This window comes from Microbulbifer thermotolerans (genome assembly GCF_001617625.1).
Classification (GTDB): Bacteria; Pseudomonadota; Gammaproteobacteria; order Pseudomonadales; family Cellvibrionaceae; genus Microbulbifer; species Microbulbifer thermotolerans.
This window is the reverse complement of record NZ_CP014864.1, coordinates 3,909,000-3,926,759: the sequence shown is the minus strand read 5'-3', so window position 1 is coordinate 3,926,759 and position 17,760 is coordinate 3,909,000. Positions and strand designations below refer to the sequence as shown.

The 17,760-nt window shown below is 58.1% G+C and carries 20 protein-coding genes; 17 read left to right on the top strand and 3 right to left on the bottom strand.

The window, feature by feature from the left end:
• The first annotated feature begins 93 nt into the window (after window positions 1–93).
• Window positions 94–282 carry a TolC family protein gene (locus A3224_RS17385; protein ID WP_367888679.1) on the top strand — a complete coding sequence of 63 codons (189 nt, stop codon included), beginning with the start codon at window positions 94–96 and terminating at the stop codon, window positions 280–282.
• A 67-nt stretch (window positions 283–349) separates the two neighbouring features.
• Here A3224_RS17385 and A3224_RS16315 read toward each other — a convergent pair whose 3' ends face one another.
• Window positions 350–946 (bottom strand): class I SAM-dependent methyltransferase, encoded by a 597-nt coding sequence (locus A3224_RS16315; RefSeq protein WP_067157131.1) that lies wholly within the window; start codon window positions 944–946, stop codon window positions 350–352.
• Between the two features lie 176 nt (window positions 947–1,122).
• On the opposite strand from A3224_RS16315, the gene A3224_RS16310 reads away from it, so the two are divergent.
• Together A3224_RS16310 and A3224_RS16305 are read left to right on the top strand one after the other, a co-directional pair.
• A complete protein-coding gene (locus A3224_RS16310) occupies window positions 1,123–2,820 on the top strand; it encodes a YHYH protein (RefSeq protein WP_067157128.1) in 1,698 nt (565 codons plus the stop codon).
• A 3-nt stretch (window positions 2,821–2,823) separates the two neighbouring features.
• Window positions 2,824–3,342, top strand: a complete 519-nt coding sequence (locus A3224_RS16305) for a hypothetical protein (protein ID WP_067157125.1) — start codon at window positions 2,824–2,826, stop codon at window positions 3,340–3,342.
• A 12-nt stretch (window positions 3,343–3,354) separates the two neighbouring features.
• Here the strand turns inward: A3224_RS16305 and A3224_RS16300 are convergent, their stop codons facing one another.
• Complete coding sequence (locus tag A3224_RS16300; RefSeq protein WP_067157122.1) at window positions 3,355–4,284, bottom strand: LysR family transcriptional regulator; 930 nt, start codon at window positions 4,282–4,284, stop codon at window positions 3,355–3,357.
• A gap of 122 nt (window positions 4,285–4,406) precedes the next feature.
• On the opposite strand from A3224_RS16300, the gene A3224_RS16295 reads away from it, so the two are divergent.
• The 3 genes from A3224_RS16295 to A3224_RS16285 are packed head-to-tail and all read left to right on the top strand — an operon-like array spanning window position 4,407 to window position 6,512.
• Window positions 4,407–5,444 (top strand): zinc-binding alcohol dehydrogenase family protein, encoded by a 1,038-nt coding sequence (locus A3224_RS16295; RefSeq protein WP_067157119.1) that lies wholly within the window; start codon window positions 4,407–4,409, stop codon window positions 5,442–5,444.
• 46 nt (window positions 5,445–5,490) lie between these two features.
• Window positions 5,491–5,781: a putative quinol monooxygenase gene (locus A3224_RS16290; RefSeq protein ID WP_067157114.1), complete on the top strand. Its 291-nt coding sequence runs from the start codon at window positions 5,491–5,493 to the stop codon at window positions 5,779–5,781.
• A gap of 35 nt (window positions 5,782–5,816) precedes the next feature.
• Complete coding sequence (locus tag A3224_RS16285) at window positions 5,817–6,512, top strand: NAD(P)H-dependent oxidoreductase (protein WP_067157111.1); 696 nt, start codon at window positions 5,817–5,819, stop codon at window positions 6,510–6,512.
• 44 nt (window positions 6,513–6,556) lie between these two features.
• On the opposite strand, the gene A3224_RS16280 is transcribed toward A3224_RS16285, so the two are convergent.
• The gene (locus A3224_RS16280) at window positions 6,557–7,105 is read right to left on the bottom strand and encodes a carboxymuconolactone decarboxylase family protein (protein WP_067157108.1); all 549 of its coding nucleotides are present in this window, start codon (window positions 7,103–7,105) and stop codon (window positions 6,557–6,559) included.
• Window positions 7,106–7,207: 102 nt separating this feature from the next.
• Between A3224_RS16280 and A3224_RS16275 the strand changes: the two genes are divergently transcribed.
• From A3224_RS16275 to atpA, 11 genes are all read left to right on the top strand, one after another.
• On the top strand, window positions 7,208–7,807 hold the full coding sequence (locus tag A3224_RS16275) for a TetR/AcrR family transcriptional regulator (RefSeq protein ID WP_197463013.1): 600 nt from the start codon (window positions 7,208–7,210) through the stop codon (window positions 7,805–7,807).
• Window positions 7,808–8,656: 849 nt separating this feature from the next.
• A complete protein-coding gene (gene mnmG / locus A3224_RS16270; RefSeq protein WP_067157102.1) occupies window positions 8,657–10,546 on the top strand; it encodes a tRNA uridine-5-carboxymethylaminomethyl(34) synthesis enzyme MnmG in 1,890 nt (629 codons plus the stop codon).
• A gap of 87 nt (window positions 10,547–10,633) precedes the next feature.
• Entirely contained in the window at window positions 10,634–11,281 is a 648-nt protein-coding gene (gene rsmG / locus A3224_RS16265; RefSeq protein WP_067157099.1) for a 16S rRNA (guanine(527)-N(7))-methyltransferase RsmG, read from the top strand.
• A 144-nt stretch (window positions 11,282–11,425) separates the two neighbouring features.
• Window positions 11,426–12,238, top strand: coding sequence for a ParA family protein (locus tag A3224_RS16260; RefSeq protein ID WP_067157096.1), 813 nt, complete (start codon window positions 11,426–11,428; stop codon window positions 12,236–12,238).
• Between the two features lie 15 nt (window positions 12,239–12,253).
• Window positions 12,254–13,153 (top strand): ParB/RepB/Spo0J family partition protein, encoded by a 900-nt coding sequence (locus A3224_RS16255; protein WP_067157093.1) that lies wholly within the window; start codon window positions 12,254–12,256, stop codon window positions 13,151–13,153.
• Between the two features lie 225 nt (window positions 13,154–13,378).
• Complete coding sequence (locus tag A3224_RS16250) at window positions 13,379–13,741, top strand: ATP synthase subunit I (RefSeq protein WP_067157090.1); 363 nt, start codon at window positions 13,379–13,381, stop codon at window positions 13,739–13,741.
• A 66-nt stretch (window positions 13,742–13,807) separates the two neighbouring features.
• A complete protein-coding gene (gene atpB / locus A3224_RS16245; protein ID WP_067157087.1) occupies window positions 13,808–14,734 on the top strand; it encodes a F0F1 ATP synthase subunit A in 927 nt (308 codons plus the stop codon).
• A gap of 77 nt (window positions 14,735–14,811) precedes the next feature.
• Window positions 14,812–15,057, top strand: a complete 246-nt coding sequence (gene atpE / locus A3224_RS16240; RefSeq protein WP_067157084.1) for a F0F1 ATP synthase subunit C — start codon at window positions 14,812–14,814, stop codon at window positions 15,055–15,057.
• 52 nt (window positions 15,058–15,109) lie between these two features.
• The gene (locus A3224_RS16235; protein ID WP_067157081.1) at window positions 15,110–15,580 is read left to right on the top strand and encodes a F0F1 ATP synthase subunit B; all 471 of its coding nucleotides are present in this window, start codon (window positions 15,110–15,112) and stop codon (window positions 15,578–15,580) included.
• Window positions 15,581–15,592: 12 nt separating this feature from the next.
• A complete protein-coding gene (locus tag A3224_RS16230) occupies window positions 15,593–16,129 on the top strand; it encodes a F0F1 ATP synthase subunit delta (RefSeq protein WP_067157078.1) in 537 nt (178 codons plus the stop codon).
• A gap of 49 nt (window positions 16,130–16,178) precedes the next feature.
• Window positions 16,179–17,723 carry a F0F1 ATP synthase subunit alpha gene (gene atpA / locus A3224_RS16225; RefSeq protein ID WP_067157075.1) on the top strand — a complete coding sequence of 515 codons (1,545 nt, stop codon included), beginning with the start codon at window positions 16,179–16,181 and terminating at the stop codon, window positions 17,721–17,723.
• Window positions 17,724–17,760 lie beyond the last annotated feature (37 nt).

Genomic DNA, 17,760 nt, shown 5'->3' with positions numbered 1-17,760 from the left:
GCCAACCGCTCTAAACACTCAACAGTCGGACGAAAAACTCTGCCTGAAACCTTACCCGAAAGCGAAAATCTGGTAACCGATGTTCCTGCGGGATTGTCGTCAGAGGTACTGCTTAAGCGTCCTGATGTACTGGCTGCCGAACACAATCTGAAATCCGCCAATGCTGATATTGGCGCGGCAAGAGCCGCTTTCTTCCCGACATTATCCCTTACAGCAAGCGGACCTGGAAAACCGAATCACTCTGTACCGGGTACTGGGAGGAGGTCTGGCAGACAAGGCTGAAATGACAGACTCATAGTCAGGGAGTCCCGACAGAGTCCGGGCAGAGTGTGTCCGGACTCTGTTGGAATCAGGGACGCTTCCGGGCAACAATCTCGACTACAGCGCTTTCTCCCTGATGATACCGGCCTTCAGAGATATACCTTTCCACTTCCTGGCCAATCAAGAAATCCAGCCCAGAAAGCTCACCGCGTAACTCATCAAGGGACATCATCAATGACCTGTCGGACGGCCCGCCAATTCCCGCCATCTCGAGATGGCGCGGAGTGTAAGCTTCCAAAATAAAAATCCCAGCCGGCTTCAGTGCCAAGACAACTTGGGCGTGGAGCTGCTTCCTCAGAGAGGGGGGCATATGTGCGGAAATGGACACTATGCCATCCCAGGCTTCCCGCCCCAGGTCATAGTCGGCCAGATCCGCCACCACCGTTTCGATTTCCACCCCCTGATCCGCAGCGAGACTCTGGGCCTTCCGCAGCCCCACAGAAGACTGGTCAACCGCAGTTACCAAATAACCTTGCCGAGCCAGAAAAACCGCATTCCGGCCCTCCCCTTCCGCCAGGCAGAGCACCCGACCACCGCTCGGTATACGGCCATACTCAGACTGCAGAAATGCGTTCGGCTCTGTGCCATAGGCAAAGCCTTCTTCTGCGTACCTTTGATCCCACATGGTGCAAACTCCTGATAGCAGCCTTTTAATCAACAAATTGGCGCTCAGATCCTACGATTTGCAGCCTCTTCCGGCGCCAGTCTGCCCCAGCGCAACGAATTAACCCTATCTTAACCACGCTGGGGATAGGCTGAAATGGGCCTAGTTACAGCCCGGAACAAAACAGGGAACCAATAATGCGCAGCACCCATATTAATTGTTTACTGCTATTGTCAGCGCTGGGATTGGCAGCTTGTGATCCCAGCCGCACAGCGGATAAACAAACCGCAGAGCAGGCTTCGCCGGCAGCGGGCGCGCTCTCAGCCCGGGAGCGTTGTGAAGCCATAAAGTCTTCAGTCCGCAAAGCCGGCTTTGCCGACAAGGTCGATGTCACCTGCGATTCTGATTATGCCTACGTTGCTTCGGCAACTTATCCCGCTCATGACATGATGAACGGCATAACCGGCACCAATGAACAGATACCCGTCCCCGCCCCACACTATAGAGCTCCCATCAAACTAAACCCGGCTTCTTCTGACCAACTGACCACTATTGATGGCGCTGTGGGCGTTGCGGTCAACGGAGTGCCCATCTACGACTACTCAACCCAAGGAGAGCTGGATGTGCACCATTATGACCCGCAGCACGACACGGTCAGACTGGGGCAGCTGGATAACTGCGGCGGTCACGCCGGCCGCGGCGATGACTATCACTACCACGCCGCACCGACCTGCATGATCGCAACGATGGCAAACCGCGAAGATAGCCCGATCATCGGTTGGGCCTACGATGGTTACCCTATCTACGGCGACCGGAATCCGGACGGCAGCCCTATCACCGAGGGCAGCCTGGATGTCTGTAACGGCCAGGCCGACCCAGTGTACGGCTACCGTTACCACACCTCAGCGACTCCCCCCTATATCATCCAGTGTCTGGTGGGCGAAGTGGATAAAAAACGCCTTCCCCGGGTTGCCCCGCTGGCTGGTGACAACCCTATCCGGGCGGACCTTCGGCCCCCCAGGGAAGGAGTTGAGAACCTACGCCACACCATTGCCGAAGATGGCAGCCGGACCATGTCCTATAGCTATCAGGGAGAAGAGTACTACGTCACCTACCGGCCCAGAGATGATCGGCGCAACTGCTATGAGTTCGAACAGAAAACCATCACACATGGCGGTATTGTTGAGCGTGGTACCTTCTGTCGCGATGACTCAGGAAGGCGTCCACGGCCACCGCGGCCACGCAACGATGCGGTTCAGGTACATCAGGCTGAAACTGTGGAAATAACGCCGGGCGGACACAGATTCAGATTGGAAGCCTGGGCAGACAACTGGTTTTCCGCCTATCTCGGTGACCGCCTGCTGGTGGAGGATTCCGTACCCATTACCACCGAGCGTTCTTTTAACGCCGAAGTAGTGGATTTCATTGCCCAGTACCCGCTACACCTGAATCTGATCATCAAGGATTTCCGGGAAAACGATACTGGGCTGGAGTATATCGGCACCCCGCGGCAGCAAATGGGGGACGGTGGTTTTATCCTGCAGATTACCGATCTCGATACAAACAAAGTCATTGCCCACTCGGACAATAGCTGGAAGTGCAAGGTTATCCACCGCGCGCCCCTAAATGAAGCCTGTGCTGCAGAGCAGAATCCTAAGGCCGGTGTGGCGCCCTGCACTAATCAGATTGAACCTGAACCCGAGAGCTGGATGACGACCGCTTTTGATGACAGCCAGTGGCCCTTTGCCGTTGAACACAGTGCCTCAGAGGTTGGCCCCAAAGAAGGGTACAACCGTATCAACTGGGCCCCGCAGGCAAAACTGATCTGGGGCGGCGACCTGAAAAAAGATAATACCCTGCTATGCCGGGTAACGATCACGTCACCGGGACAATAACCCATGGTGCTCAAGGCAAATTTTCTCCGGCGACTGACACTCCCGGCCACCGGGCTACTGATACTGTTTTTGTCGCTGGGCGGTGCCCAGGCCCATATCACAGACACCACCAGCGCCAGTGTCATACTGCGCAGCGGTCAGGTTGAAATCCACATACTGACCAATGCGCAACACTGGCAGGCGGCACTCGCCGACCCGGAGGCCTGGTTGCTGGGAGATACCGATAGCCTGATGCCACCAAATCTGGACAGTGAGCAGCAGCAGAGGTTTCTGCGGCAGCTTGTCACGGTACAGACTCTGGTACAGATCAACGGCAGGAAACTCTCTTTTGACCGGGTCAGCCTCACCCGGCCGGCTGGCTCCGAAGATATGGAGATTGCCCTGTTTGCCCGCCACAGCTTCCAACAGGTTGAAAACCTGCTAGTGCGCTTCCCGGATAGTCTGGGCAGTGTCCACCTGAGTGTGGTTCAGCCTGAGTACCGAGTGTTATCTGCCGGGGAGACCGCCGAGTTATCCCTATAGCACAACCGGATATCAGGATTCCGCTGGCAGCAGATGCCGCGTGCGCAACTGGTGCAGAATATCGCGGCAGCGAGCCTGGAGATCATCCCGGAGCAGACGCATGGCCGGGGTGATGGACTGGCGACTGGGGCAGATGAGCCAGAGTTCGGTGCTGCGCGGGCGGTATTCCGGCAGCACATTGACCACCCGGCCGGCCAGCAGGTCGTCCGCCATGTCGAGGCAGGACTTGACCGCCACCCCCTTGCCCGCCACGCACCAGCGGCGCACCAAATCGCCGTCGTTGGCCGTCCGGTTTCCCTGCATCTTCACCTTGAACTGGGCCTCGCCCCGGGTAAAGGTCCAGACGTCGTGGGGAATATCGTGCAGCTGGTAAAAGAGCCCGTTGTGGGAGGCCAGGTCGTGGGGATGACTGGGAACGCCGCGGGATTCCAGATACCCGGGGCTGGCGCAAAGCACGCCGGGCACATCACAGATCTTGAAGCCGTAGAGGCTGGCGTCGTTGGGGGAACCGTAACGCAGCGCCATATCGACGGCGTCCCTGTAAAAGTCCACTGTGCTGTCACTGATATGGATACGCAATGTGAGGGCCGGATATTGATCCGTGAAGGAATCCAACCAGGGCATTACCCGGTTGCGGCCCAGATCGGAGGACACCGCCAGACGCAGCTGCCCCTCCACCAGATCCAGGTCACCGCGGATATTCTGCCGGGCCTGATCCAGCATCTGCAGCGCTTGTTCGCACTGGGGCAAGTATTTCTCTCCGGCAGAGGAAAGACGCAGCTGGCGTGTGGTGCGGACAAAAAGCTCCGCCCCCAGGGCCTGCTCAACGCGCTTTACCGCCGCACTGGCAGTGGCAGTACGCATGTCCAGGCTGGTGGCCGCGGCGGTAATGCTGCGAAACTCCGCCACCTTCAGAACGATCTGCAGATCTTCGATAAGCATATTTTCAAAAATAAATAGATAATGTTTTCGATATTAGACGGTTATTAGCAGATCAATAAAAGCGCAGACTAGCCTCCATGAATTCGCACCCCACTGAAGACAGCGAAAACCGGAGGTTTACCATGAAAGCTGTTGGCTATAAGCGGGCCCTGCCCATCACCGACAGGGAATCCCTGCTAGACATTGAACTGCCCCAACCGGTGGCCAGTGGTCACGATCTGCTGGTCAAGGTCCGGGCCATCGCCGTCAACCCGGTGGATTACAAGGTCCGCCAGAATGTGCCCGCAGAAGAGGGGCAGTACAAGGTAATCGGTTGGGACGCCGTCGGCGAAGTGATCGCCACCGGAGAAAAAGTCAGCCTCTTTCAGCCTGGGGACCAGGTCTACTATGCCGGTGACCTGACCCGCCCCGGCAGCAACGCCGAATACCAGCTGGTGGACGAGCGCATTGTCGGCCACAAACCGAGCAGTCTGTCCGACGCTGAAGCGGCGGCCCTACCCCTGACCAGTATCACCGCCTGGGAGCTGCTGTTCGAACACCTGCAGCTTCAGCGTCAGACACCGGGTGACCGGCGGCCGACGGACGAGGTCCTGCTGGTGGTCGGCGCCGCCGGTGGCGTTGGCTCCATTCTTGTGCAGCTGGCGAAAACACTCACCGGTGCCACGGTGATTGCCACCGCATCCAGGGAAGAGTCCCGCAAGTGGGTCACGGAGTTGGGCGCGGACCTGGTGGTAGACCACAGTCAGCCCCTTAAACCTCAGATCGATGCCCTGATCGCCGGAGGCAAGACCGGACCCGTGACGCACGTGGCCAGTCTCAATGCCACCGACCGGTATTTCGAAACCTATGTGGATCTACTGGTGCCCTTTGGGCGAATCGCCCTGATCGACGACCCGGCCTCATTGGAAGTGATGAAAATTAAACCCAAAAGCCTGTCGGTGCACATCGAGTTTATGTTCGCCCGCTCCATGCACCGGGCAAAGGACCTCAAGGCCCAGCATGAACTGCTGGAACATGTGGCTGAACTGGTGGACCAGGGGCACTTGCGCACCACAGCCGGCAAACACCTGGGCGCCATCAACGCAGACAACCTCAAAGCCGCGCACGCGGAACTGGAGTCGGGCCGCGCCGTCGGCAAGATCGTACTGGAAGGCTTTTGAACGATCAGCAGCGCGTCCCAATACCTATAAGCAGGAAACTAAACCCATGCACCAATTAAGCATTGTCGCCCATATCAGAGCCATGGCAGACCGGATTCCATTGGTTAAATCGGAACTGGAAAAGCTGATTATTCCCACTCGCGGTGAGTCAGGCTGCCTGCAATACGACCTGCATCAAGACAACCGAGATCCGGCACACTTTCTGTTTTTTGAACGGTGGGAATCAATGGAATCACTGCAAGCACACGAGAAAAGCCCACATATCAGAGATTTTCAAAAAGCCGTGGAGGGCGCCATTGAATCCTTCACCCTCCACGAAATGACCCGGATTGGGTAAGCCCTGAAAGCAGTAGCAAAACCTGGAGTAAAACCATGAGTAACACCGCCGACGTTCAACAGCAGATCATCAACGCCTTCAACTTCCGCCACGCCTGCAAGGTGTTCGACCCACAGCGCAAAATCAGCGCTGACGAATTCAATACCATTCTGGAGGCCGCCCGCCTGTCACCGAGCTCTTTCGGGTTCGAACCCTGGCAGATTCTGGTGGTGCAGTCACCGGAAAAGCGCGAGCTGTTCCGAGACTTCGCCTGGGGGGCTAACGGCGCCACTAACGGCACAGCCGGCCAATTGGGCACCGCCAGCCACTTCGTGATTTTCCTGGCGCACACCGATGCCACCATGCACCACCACTCAGACTACCTGCAAAAACACATGCGCGAGGTAAAAAAACTCCCCGAGGAGGTAATTGGCTTCATCAACCAGGCCTACGAGAAATTTCAGACCCACGATTTCGGCGTTGAGGGTAAACGCCAAGTTGCTGATTGGTCAGCGCGTCAGGTTTATATCGCACTGGGCAATATGATGACCGCAGCAGCCCTGCTGGGCATTGATTCCTGCCCCATTGAAGGCTTTGAAATGGCCAAAACCGTCGAGGTGCTGCAAGAGCATTTCGGCATCGACCCAGAGCGCTACCAGCCGGCAGTTATGGTGGCCTTCGGTTACCGGGCTGGAGAACCGCCCTTCGCCAAAACCCGCCGCCCTATGGACCAGGTGGTTTCCTGGTTCTGAGTAAAACATCGGAGCCGAGAACGGCTCCGATGCACTGCCCGCTATTAGTTGGGCGTCCAGGCATACTGCTGAAAAGCTTTATCCACCGGCGTCTCGGCAAAGTGGTTAATGTAGTTACTCATCACCTTTTGCGATAACCCCAGCGTAATCTCCAGTAGCTGCTGCGGACCGTAACCTGCCGCCTCAAAGGCCGCGAGCTGCTCCTCACTGATATGCCCCCGATTACGCACCATTTCCAGCGTGGTGTCGTGCAGCGCCTGTAACTTGGCGTTGGGCATTGGATCGCCATTACGCAGCGCTTCAGTTAGTGCAGGGTCCACCTTCATCATGTGGGCGATCGCTGTATGCGCCGGCACACAGTAATGGCATTTGTGCTCCACATTTATGGTTTGCCAGACCACCGTCAATTCCTCAGCGTTAAAAGATGTCTGCAGGAAGAGCTCGTGCAATTGCTGGTAAGCGGCCAGCACCGCCGGGGCTTCCGCCATCACCTGATGCAACCCGGGAAGGTTACCAAAGGCTTGATGGGATTTTTCAAGCAGCGGCTTGCTGGCCTCGGGGGCACTCTCAATGGTGTGCAGAGTGAATTTCACGGTTAATACTCCACTGTGTCTGATAAAGGTATGGCGGACTTTAACTACCCTTGAACGATCGTTCAAGATAAAATTGAACACCCGTTCAAGATGGAGTTAAGGGTGCCCAACGCTAAGTACGACCACCAAGAGGCCATTAACAAAGCTACACGCCTGTTTTGGGCCAAAGGTTTTCACGCGACCTCCATGCGCAACATCCAGCAGGCCATCGATATGCGCCCTGGAAGCATTTACGCCACGTTTGGCAGTAAGGAAGCGCTGTTCAGTAAAGCCATTCAGCACTACACATCTACCAGCAAAGACCGCTTAAACGCTTATGTCGAGTCGTCCACCTCACCGCTGACGGGACTGAAGAAATTTATCGAGGACTCAATCGCAGGGGGGCAAACATCCGCTCCCAGCACCATGTGTATGCTGGTCAAGACAATCGCCGAGTTGACCGATGACAACGCGGACCTATTGGCCGAAGCAAAGCGGCTGCTGCAGGACTTAGAATCAGCGTTTGCAGATGTTCTGGCCCGAGCCCAAAAGATGGGGGAAGTGGATGCCGCAAGAAGCCCGGAGTACCTGGCGCGCTATCTGCAAATGCAGATCATGGGCTTGCGCACCTATGCCCACATGCAAGGCAGCAAAGAACAAGTCATGGAGTTAATTGACGGGGTATTCCACAGTCTGACCGGACAAGAGCATTTGTCCCCGTAGTCGTAGAACGCCTCGCACACAACACGCAAGTAGCGGTCCAAACGCGCTTATACCTACTCGGAATGCCCTCACGGTGAAGATCAACCCATGATTGCAGCGGCCATGGGGCCGCTATTTCTCCCCCAGCCTCCACCAAAAGACTAAAGCTCACCCGCGGCAGTCACAACGTTCACCGCTCGTGAATTCAAACAAAAACTGTCAAAACCCCCGCAGCCTCCTGCTGAGGTATACACGAGAGAGACACCACAGCATCGCTCAGCGCGCACTGTAGGGGCATGTGTTACAGACGCAAACTTATGTATACCGTTAATTCCACCGCCAGCTCACAAAAGTTACGCACAACTACCCACAGGCTTATTCACACCCTCTCGTTTGCACACAACTTCCCCTTCTCTTCAACACGGACTTATCAACAAAAGGCGGTGTGGAAAACCAGTCTGTGGACAAATTCGAGGGTAACTTGGCCAAAAATGGCGTGGGGAAATGGGGATAAATTGGACCGGGGATCAAGTGGGGAGAAGTTATCCCGCCAGTACACAGGCACCTACAGGGCTTGTCCCGCGGCCTGCACAGGGGTTATCTCCAACTTAGCATCGACTCTAACTTATTGATTTATATGGCTTTTTAAGACTTATACCGCAAACTGGAGGCACTAATAAATACAACCAATACAAAAACCTATTCATTCACAATGTGTATAGATTGATTATTTAAAAAAGAATCCCTGGGCAGTTTTTCAACCGCTGGTCACGCATTTCAGGGCACAAATTTTTTGGCTACAGCATTTGCTGTCGTTCACCCACTGGCTATAAAATGTGCGCCCCTTTTTCACCGCCTGTGGCAACAGCTATGGATTTCCCCCGGACCTATGACGTGATTGTGATCGGTGGCGGCCACGCCGGCACTGAGGCCTCGCTGGCGGCGGCGCGCATGGGAGCGGCCACCCTGCTGCTGACGCACAATATTGAGACCCTTGGGCAGATGTCCTGTAACCCCGCCATCGGCGGTATTGGCAAGAGTCATCTGGTAAAGGAAGTAGACGCCCTCGGTGGCGCCATGGCGGAAGCCACTGATCGTGCCGGCATCCAGTTTCGCGTGCTGAATGCCCGCAAAGGCCCCGCGGTACGGGCCACCCGCGCCCAGGCGGACCGCGCTCTGTACCGCGCAGCTATCCGTGGGATTCTGGAGAACCAGGAAAATCTGGAAATTTTCCAGCAGGCCGCCGACGATTTGATTGTCGAAGGTGAGCGGGTGGTTGGTGTGGTAACCAACGCGGGAGTGCGCTTTCGTGCCAAGACGGTCGTCATCACCACGGGCACCTTTCTCGGCGGCCGCATTCATATTGGCCTCGAAAACCACGCCGGCGGTCGCGCCGGAGATCCCCCTTCCATCGCTTTGGCGGAGCGCCTGCGGGAGCTGCCCTTCCGTGTGGAGCGGCTGAAAACCGGCACTCCCCCACGTATAGACGCCCGCTCGGTGGACTTCTCCGGTCTGGAGGAACAGTGGGGGGATAGTCCGACCCCGGTGATGTCTTATCTTGGCAGCCGCGACCAACACCCGCGCCAGGTGTGCTGCTGGATCACCCATACCAATCTGCGCACCCACGAAATCATTCGCGGCGGCCTCGACCGGTCCCCTATGTACTCCGGTGTTATCGAAGGTGTAGGCCCCCGCTACTGCCCGTCCATCGAGGACAAGGTGCAGCGCTTCGCCGACAAAGACAGCCACCAGGTGTTTATCGAGCCGGAGGGGCTGAGTACAAACGAACTCTACCCAAATGGTATCTCCACCAGCCTGCCCTTTGATGTGCAGCTGGATCTGGTGCACTCGATTGCGGGCTTTGAACGGGCACATATCACCCGCCCCGGCTACGCCATCGAATATGACTTCTTCGACCCCCGCGACCTGCTGCCGTCGCTGGAAACCAAATTTATTCAAGGTCTCTTCTTTGCTGGCCAAATCAATGGCACTACCGGTTACGAGGAGGCCGCAGCGCAGGGGCTGCTGGCTGGCGCCAATGCGGCGCTGCTGGCACAGGAGCGCGAGGTCTGGTCGCCGCGCCGCGACCAGGCCTATCTCGGCGTACTGGTGGATGACCTGATCACCAGTGGCACCAAAGAGCCCTACCGTATGTTCACCAGCCGTGCCGAGTACCGCTTGCTATTGCGCGAGGACAACGCAGATCTGCGCCTGACCGAGACCGGACGCCAGTTGGGACTGGTCGGGGACGACCGTTGGGCGGCCTTCTGTGAAAAACGCGAGGCCATCGAGCGCGAGGAACAGCGCCTGCGGGATACCTGGGTACACCCGCAGACCCCCCAGGCCGCCGCCGTCGAAGGCAAACTGCCGCAGCCGCTTGCGCGGGAGTACAGCTTGATGGATCTCCTGCGCCGCCCGGAGCTGGGCTACACGGATGTGGCGTCGCTGAAGGGAGAGCCGGTGGAAGATGAGCGGGTTGCCGAGCAGGTTGAAATATCCGCTAAGTATGCCGGCTATATCGATCGCCAACGGGAAGAGATCGAGCGGTTGCGGGCCTATGAAGACACACCCATTCCGGTGGACTTTGACTACAGCCAGGTATCCGGCCTTTCCAGCGAGGTCAAACAGAAGCTGGGCGAAGCGCGCCCGGACACCCTGGCACGCGCTTCCCGGATCCCCGGAGTGACACCGGCAGCGGTATCACTGCTGCTGATTCAGCTCAAGAAGCGGGGCCTGCTGACGCGCAAAAAAGCCGTATAACTTTTCGCGGGAGCCGCTGGGGCATTCCCGCAGCTGATAACAATACCTCTCGGGGTTTATAGGGGAGAATCTGCAATTTCTCTGCAAATGGAAGCATTTCGCCCGCGATTGGTTGAGGCGGCGTCACAACTGTCGGTCGAGTTGAGCGCTGTCCAGCAGGACCAGCTGCTGCAGTACTTGGCGCTTTTCGCGCGCTGGAATGCCGCTTACAACTTGTCGGCAATCCGCGATCCGCAGCAAATGCTCGAGCGGCACATTATCGACAGTCTAAGTGTGGTCGACCTCTGCGGTGAGGGACCGCTTATCGATGTGGGAAGCGGCGGCGGCCTCCCGGGCATACCGCTGGCGATCGCACATCCGGAGCGGCCGGTTACCCTGCTCGACAGCAACGGCAAGAAAACCCGCTTTCTGTTTCAGGTGGCCTGTGCGCTGCCGCTGCCCAATGTGCAGGTGGTAAACAAGCGCGTGGAAGCCTTCGCACCGGAGGAAAAGTTCGCCGCGGTGGTCTCCCGGGCCTTCGCATCCATCGCTGATATGGTGCTTGTAAGTGAGCACTTGCTGTCAAGCGAGGGTAGGTTTTACGCGATGAAAGGCAAGTTGCCGGAAGATGAGTTGAGTGGACTCCCAAAAGGCATTAAGGTCGAGCAGGTGCGCCCCCTGTCGGTACCCGGTTGCGACGCGGATCGCCACCTGATCGTACTCCGCCGCGAGGCAACGCGCGGCAATCCGGCGTAGACCCTGCGCCCGTGGAAGAATCGAATTTGCGAGACCCGAGCACTCCCTTTGCAAGGAGGATGAGTGCCCTTGATGCCGGCTTTTCGCGGCGACACCTGAAGAGCTCGGGGAGAGCGCTTTTCGGGAGAATATAGGACAAGAACCTTGAGCAAGATATTTGCAGTGGCCAACCAGAAAGGGGGGGTGGGCAAGACCACCACCTGCGTCAACCTGGCCGCATCCCTGGTCGCCAACCGGCGCCGGGTCCTGTTGATCGATCTCGACCCCCAAGGCAATGCCACCATGGGCAGCGGCGTCGACAAGGGGGAACTGCAACTGTCCGCCTACGATGTGCTCGCCACCGAGCTGCCGGCGCGCAAGGCGATCGTCACCACCGAAAGCGGCTACGACCTGATGCCGGCCAACGGTGACCTTTCCGCCGCGGAGGTGGAACTGCTGGAAATAGACGGGCGCGAGTCCCGACTGCGCCGCGCTCTGCGCGATGTCCGTGAAGATTACGACTATATCGTGGTGGACTGCCCGCCATCCCTGAATATGCTGACGGTCAACGCCCTCTGTGCCGCCAACGGCGTACTGATTCCTATGCAGTGCGAATACTACGCGTTGGAGGGGCTCTCTGCGTTGATCGATACCATCACCCAAATACAGCGCGCAGCCAACCCCGAACTGAAAATCGAGGGCATACTGCGCACCATGTACGACCCCCGCAATAGCCTGACCAGCGACGTGTCCGAGCAGCTGTCTGAATACTTTGGGGAGCGCCTGTACCGCACTTGTATTCCGCGCAATGTGCGCCTGGCGGAAGCCCCCAGTTTCGGTAAACCTGCATTGGATTACGACCGTCATTCCAAGGGCGCTATTGCCTACCTGGCGCTGGCTGGCGAAATGACCCGCCGCCACGCGGCCAGTCAAAATAATTCCAATCCAGGCCGCCCGTCCGTGGCGGAAGCGGTTTAACAGAGGTATCGAGTTATGGCCGCCAAACGCAAGGGACTCGGCCGGGGCCTGTCCCACCTGATCAGTGACAATGCCAGCGAGGCCATCGCGGTTGCCACCGGCGAGGTGGATGCCAAGGCCGCTGATGGCGAACTGCGAGAACTACCGATTGAATACCTGCAGCGCGGCCGCTACCAGCCGCGCCGCGATTTTCCCCAGGAAACGCTACAGGAGCTGGCGGACTCCATCCGCGCCCAGGGCATAATGCAGCCCATCGTGGTGCGTCCCGTCGGAGAGCTCAAATACGAAATCATTGCCGGCGAGCGCCGCTGGCGCGCGGCGCAAATGGCGCAGCTGGACCGGGTGCCGGCGCTGGTGCGCGAGGTGTCCGACGAAGCCGCTATCGCCATGGCCCTGATTGAGAACATCCAGCGCGAAGACCTGAACCCCGTTGAGGAAGCGGTGGCGCTCAAGCGGTTGCAGGACGAGTTCCAGTTGACCCAGCAGGAAGTGGCCGATGCGGTAGGCAAGTCCCGCACTGCGGTGACCAACCTGCTGCGCCTGCTCAGCCTCACCAGCGAGGTGCGCACTTTCCTCGAGCGCGGTGATCTGGAATTGGGCCACGCCAAGGCTCTGCTGGGGCTGGCGGGGGAGACCCAGCGCGCCGCCGCGCGCCAAGTGGTCGAGCGCGGACTGACTGTGCGCCAGACCGAGGCGTTGGTACGTCGCCTGCAACAACAGGTGCAGAAACCGGCGCCGGCCAAGCAGAAAGAGGATCCGAATATCCGTCGCCTCAGCGAGCGCCTTGCGGAAAAGATCGGTGTGCCCGTCGCCATCGACCATAACGAGAAAGGGGTTGGAAAGCTGGTACTAAAGTACAACAGCTTGGATGAGCTTGACGGTATTCTCGCCCACCTGGGGTACAGTGAGGACTGAGTGCGCAACTGCGCCGGGAGGCCCGAGGGCTGTTCTGGCGCGTAACCCTTCTATTTGCTAACACTTACTACGCCGGCTACTTGCAAGAAAAAACACTGAAATTTAAACAAGTTGGCGACATTTGCCGGTTGAACCGTCCCGCAGCTTGCTCCATAATTCGCACGCCCAAAATTTGGGCGACAGCGCAAAAAATAACCTGAACAACAGGGCCGGCTAATCCCGCCTATGACAAAACCCCCGGTGTTGGTGATTGCCGCGGTGCAGCTGGTGCTTGTATCGCTGGCAGCTGCGGTTTTGCACTTTTACGGCAGACCGGTAAGCGCTCTCTCTGTATTTCTCGGCGGCGCCCTATGTGCGCTGCCCAATGCTTATTTTGGCCTGCGCGCCTTCCGCGAGAGCGGCGCGCGGGCAGCGGACCGGGTACTGCAAAACTTCTACCGCGGCGAAGTGGGCAAGTTTGTGCTGACCCTGACCGGCTTTGCCGTGGTTTTCGCGAGTATTAAACCTCTGAACCCGGCGGCAGTGTTTATCAGCTACGGCCTCTGCGTGATCCTGCAGTGGTTGCTGGCGGCGCGCTTGGTGCGTTGAAGCCCTTACGGCTCCGCAGACCGGTGCGGTGAACAAGAATTCACACTTTGCGATTGTTGAGGAACTATGGCTGGCGAAGCTCAAACTGCGACGGGGTATATTCAGCACCACTTGCAGAATATGGTTTTCGGCAAGCTGCCTGCGGGTTACACCCGCGCGGACGGCACCGTACTCAGTGAAAGTACCTGGACCATGGCCCACTCCTCCCAGGAGGCGGCGGATATGGGATTCTGGGCAGTTCACCTGGACACCTTGGGTTGGTCAATCGGCCTCGGGCTGCTGTTTTGTTTTCTGTTCGCCCGGGCGGCGAAAAAAGCTTCTTCCGATGTCCCGCGCGGCTTCCAGAGTTTTGTGGAGCTGGTGACCGAGTTTGTGGACAAACTGGTTAAGGAAACCTTCCCGCACCGAAACACTATGGTCGCCCCCATGGCGCTGACCATCTTCGTGTGGGTCTTTCTGATGAACCTGATGGACTTGGTTCCCGTGGATTGGCTGCCGATGGCTGCAGCCAAGATTTCCGGCAACGATCACCTCTTCTTCAAGGTCGTACCCACCACTGACCCCAACGCCACTCTGGGCATGGCATTGGCGGTATTCGCCCTGATGATCTTCTTCAGCCTGCGGGAAAAAGGGGCTATCGGCTTTATCAAGGAGCTGACCCTGCACCCCTTCCACACCGGCAAGTGGTACTTCGACCTGCTGCTGATCCCCTTCAACTTCCTGCTGGAGGCGGTGTCGCTGATCGCCAAGCCGATCTCTCTCGGTCTGCGGCTGTTCGGCAACCTCTACGCGGGGGAGATGATTTTCATCCTGATCGCCATCGTGTTTGGCGTGGGTGTACTGGGCTTTATCGGCGCTGGCCTGATGCATATGGGCTGGGCCATCTTCCACGTGCTGGTGATCACGCTGCAGGCGTTCGTATTCATGGTGTTGACCACTGTGTACATGGCCATGGCGCACCACCGCGACGAAGAGCACGAGCACGATCAGTGATCGCGCGTGAAACAGTTTGACAGTTAACCCTTTAATCAACCTTTACGACAACTCTTAAACCTTTACTGGAGAAAACAATGGAAGCATTAGGTCTGGTTTACATCGCAAGCGCACTGCTGATTGGTCTGGGCGCTCTGGGCACCGCCATCGGTTTCGGCACCCTGGGTGGCAAGCTGCTGGAAGGCTCCGCGCGTCAGCCGGAGCAGGCTCCCGCTCTGCAGGGCAAAATGTTCCTGATGGCCGGTCTGCTCGACGCCGTTCCGATGATCGGTGTTGGTATCGCCATGTATCTGATTTTTGCTGTAGCTCCTGGTCTGGCGTAATTACACCGTTCCAATTGCCCTTAACCCTTTTTAAAGAGCAAGAGGTGTCGGTGTGAATATCAACCTGACTCTTATCGGCCAGTCGATCACATTCCTGGCCTTCGTATGGTTCTGCTGGCGCTTCGTGTGGCCGCCGCTGCTCGGTGTGATGCAAGAGCGCGAGCAGAAAATCGCCTCCGGCCTGGAAGAGGCCGAGCGCGCGAGTAAGGATCTGGAGCTGGCGCGCCGCAAGGCTGCGGAGCAGCTGAAGGAAGCCAAAGAACAGGCCGCGGAGATTATCGATGGCGCCAACAAGCGCGCCAATCAGATCATCGAGGAAGCCAAGAATGCCGCCGAAGCTGAAGGCGATCGCCTGAAAGCAGCGGCCAAGGCTGAAATCGAACAGGAAGTTAACCGTGCCAAAGAGCAGCTGCGCAGCCGTGTGGCGACCCTGGCTGTGGCCGGTGCGGAGAAGATCCTCTCGGTCAATATCGACGCTCAGGCCCATGACGACCTGATCGAAAAACTGGCAGCCGAGCTGTAAGCGAGGAACCCCATGGCGGAACTCAGCACACTGGCCCGGCCCTACGCCAAAGCGGCATTCAGCTACGCGCAGGCGGCTTCCGACCTCAACGGCTGGAGCGCTGCGCTGGCCACCGCAGCCGCGGTCAGCCAGAGCGAAAAGGTGCGTGAGCTGCTGGAGAACCCGCAGCTCACCAGCGAAGAGCGCGCAGACAAATTCCTGTCGATCTGTTCAGACGAACTCAGCGAGGCCGGTGGGAACTTTATCCGCCTGCTGGCGGAAAACCACCGCCTGTCGCTGCTGCCGGAAATTTCAGCGCTGTTTGAAGAGCTGAAGGCGCAGGCCGAGGCAACTCTGGACGTGGAAGTTATTTCCGCGCGTCCCCTGAGTGAGTCTCAGGCACAAAAGCTGACCCAGGCACTCAGTAAGAAGTTTGCGCGGGAAGTGCACCTGCACAGCTCAGTGGACGAGAGTCTGCTGGGCGGCGCGATTATTCGCGCTGGCGATACCGTGATCGACGGCACGGTGCGCGGACGGCTGGCCAAACTCGCCGAGGCGATGAACTCCTAAATTACCTTCCCCGCGCGCCGAGGCTCGCGGGGAAATCGAGGAACAGAGCATGCAGCAACTGAATCCCTCCGAGATCAGTGAAATTATCAAGAGCCGCATCGAAAGTCTCGATGTGAGCACCCAGCCCCAGAACGAGGGCACCATCGTATCCGTTTCCGACGGCATTATCCGCATCCACGGCTTGGCCGATGTGATGTACGGAGAAATGATTGAATTCCAGGGCGGTGTCTACGGTATGGCGCTGAACCTGGAACGCGACTCCGTGGGCGCGGTGATCCTGGGCGACTACAAATCCCTGGCCGAAGGTCAGAAATGCCGTTGTACCGGCCGTATTCTGGAATGCCCTGTCGGTCCGGAACTGCTCGGCCGCGTCGTGGATGCCCTGGGCAACCCCATCGACGGCAAGGGCCCGCTGAACACCAAACTGACCGATGCGGTGGAAAAAGTGGCGCCGGGTGTTATCGCCCGCCAGTCCGTGGATCAACCGGTTCAAACCGGTCTGAAAGCCATCGACACCATGGTGCCGATCGGCCGCGGCCAGCGCGAGTTGATTATCGGTGACCGCCAAGTAGGTAAGACTGCTGTGGCCGTCGACACCATCATCAACCAGAAAGGCACTGGCATTAAGTGTATCTACGTCGCAATCGGCCAGAAGCAGTCGTCTATTGCCAACGTAGTGCGCAAGCTGGAAGAGCACGGTGCCATGGAGCACACCATTGTGGTTGCCGCTGGCGCCGCCGACCCGGCTTCCATGCAGTTCCTGGCGCCCTATGTGGGCTGTACTATGGGTGAATACTTCCGCGACCGCGGTGAAGACGCCCTGATTATCTACGACGACCTCACCAAGCAGGCTTGGGCCTACCGCCAGATCTCCCTGCTGCTGAGACGCCCGCCGGGCCGCGAAGCCTACCCGGGTGACGTTTTCTACCTGCACTCCCGTCTGCTGGAGCGCGCAGCGCGCGTCAACGCCGACTATGTGGAGAAGTTCACCAATGGTGAGGTAAAAGGTAAGACCGGCTCTCTGACCGCGCTGCCGATTATCGAGACACAGGCCGGTGACGTATCCGCATTCGTACCGACCAACGTGATCTCCATTACCGACGGTCAGATCTTCCTGGAAACGGATCTGTTCAACTCCGGTATCCGCCCTGCGATCAACCCGGGTATCTCCGTATCCCGCGTCGGTGGTGCGGCCCAGACCAAGGTGATCAAGAAGCTCTCCGGCGGTATCCGTACCGCTCTGGCCCAGTACCGCGAACTGGCGGCTTTCTCCCAGTTTGCCTCCGACCTGGACGAAGCTACCAAGGCGCAGCTGGACCACGGTGAACGCGTCACCGAGCTGATGAAACAGAAGCAGTACACCCCGCTGTCGATTGCCGAGATGGCTGTTTCCGTGTACGCCGCTGACAAGGGTTACCTGAAAGACGTGGACGTTTCCAAGGTACTCGACTTTGAATCCGCCCTGCTCGCTTACATGAACAGCGAACATGCAGAGCTGATGGAAAAAGTGAACAGCACCGGCGATTACAACGACGAGATCGACGCTGCCTTCAAGGCTGCCATCGAGAAGTTCGTCGCCACCGGCAGCTGGTAAAGCGGCCGGCCCTGGAATCCCCGTGGCGGCGGTCTCT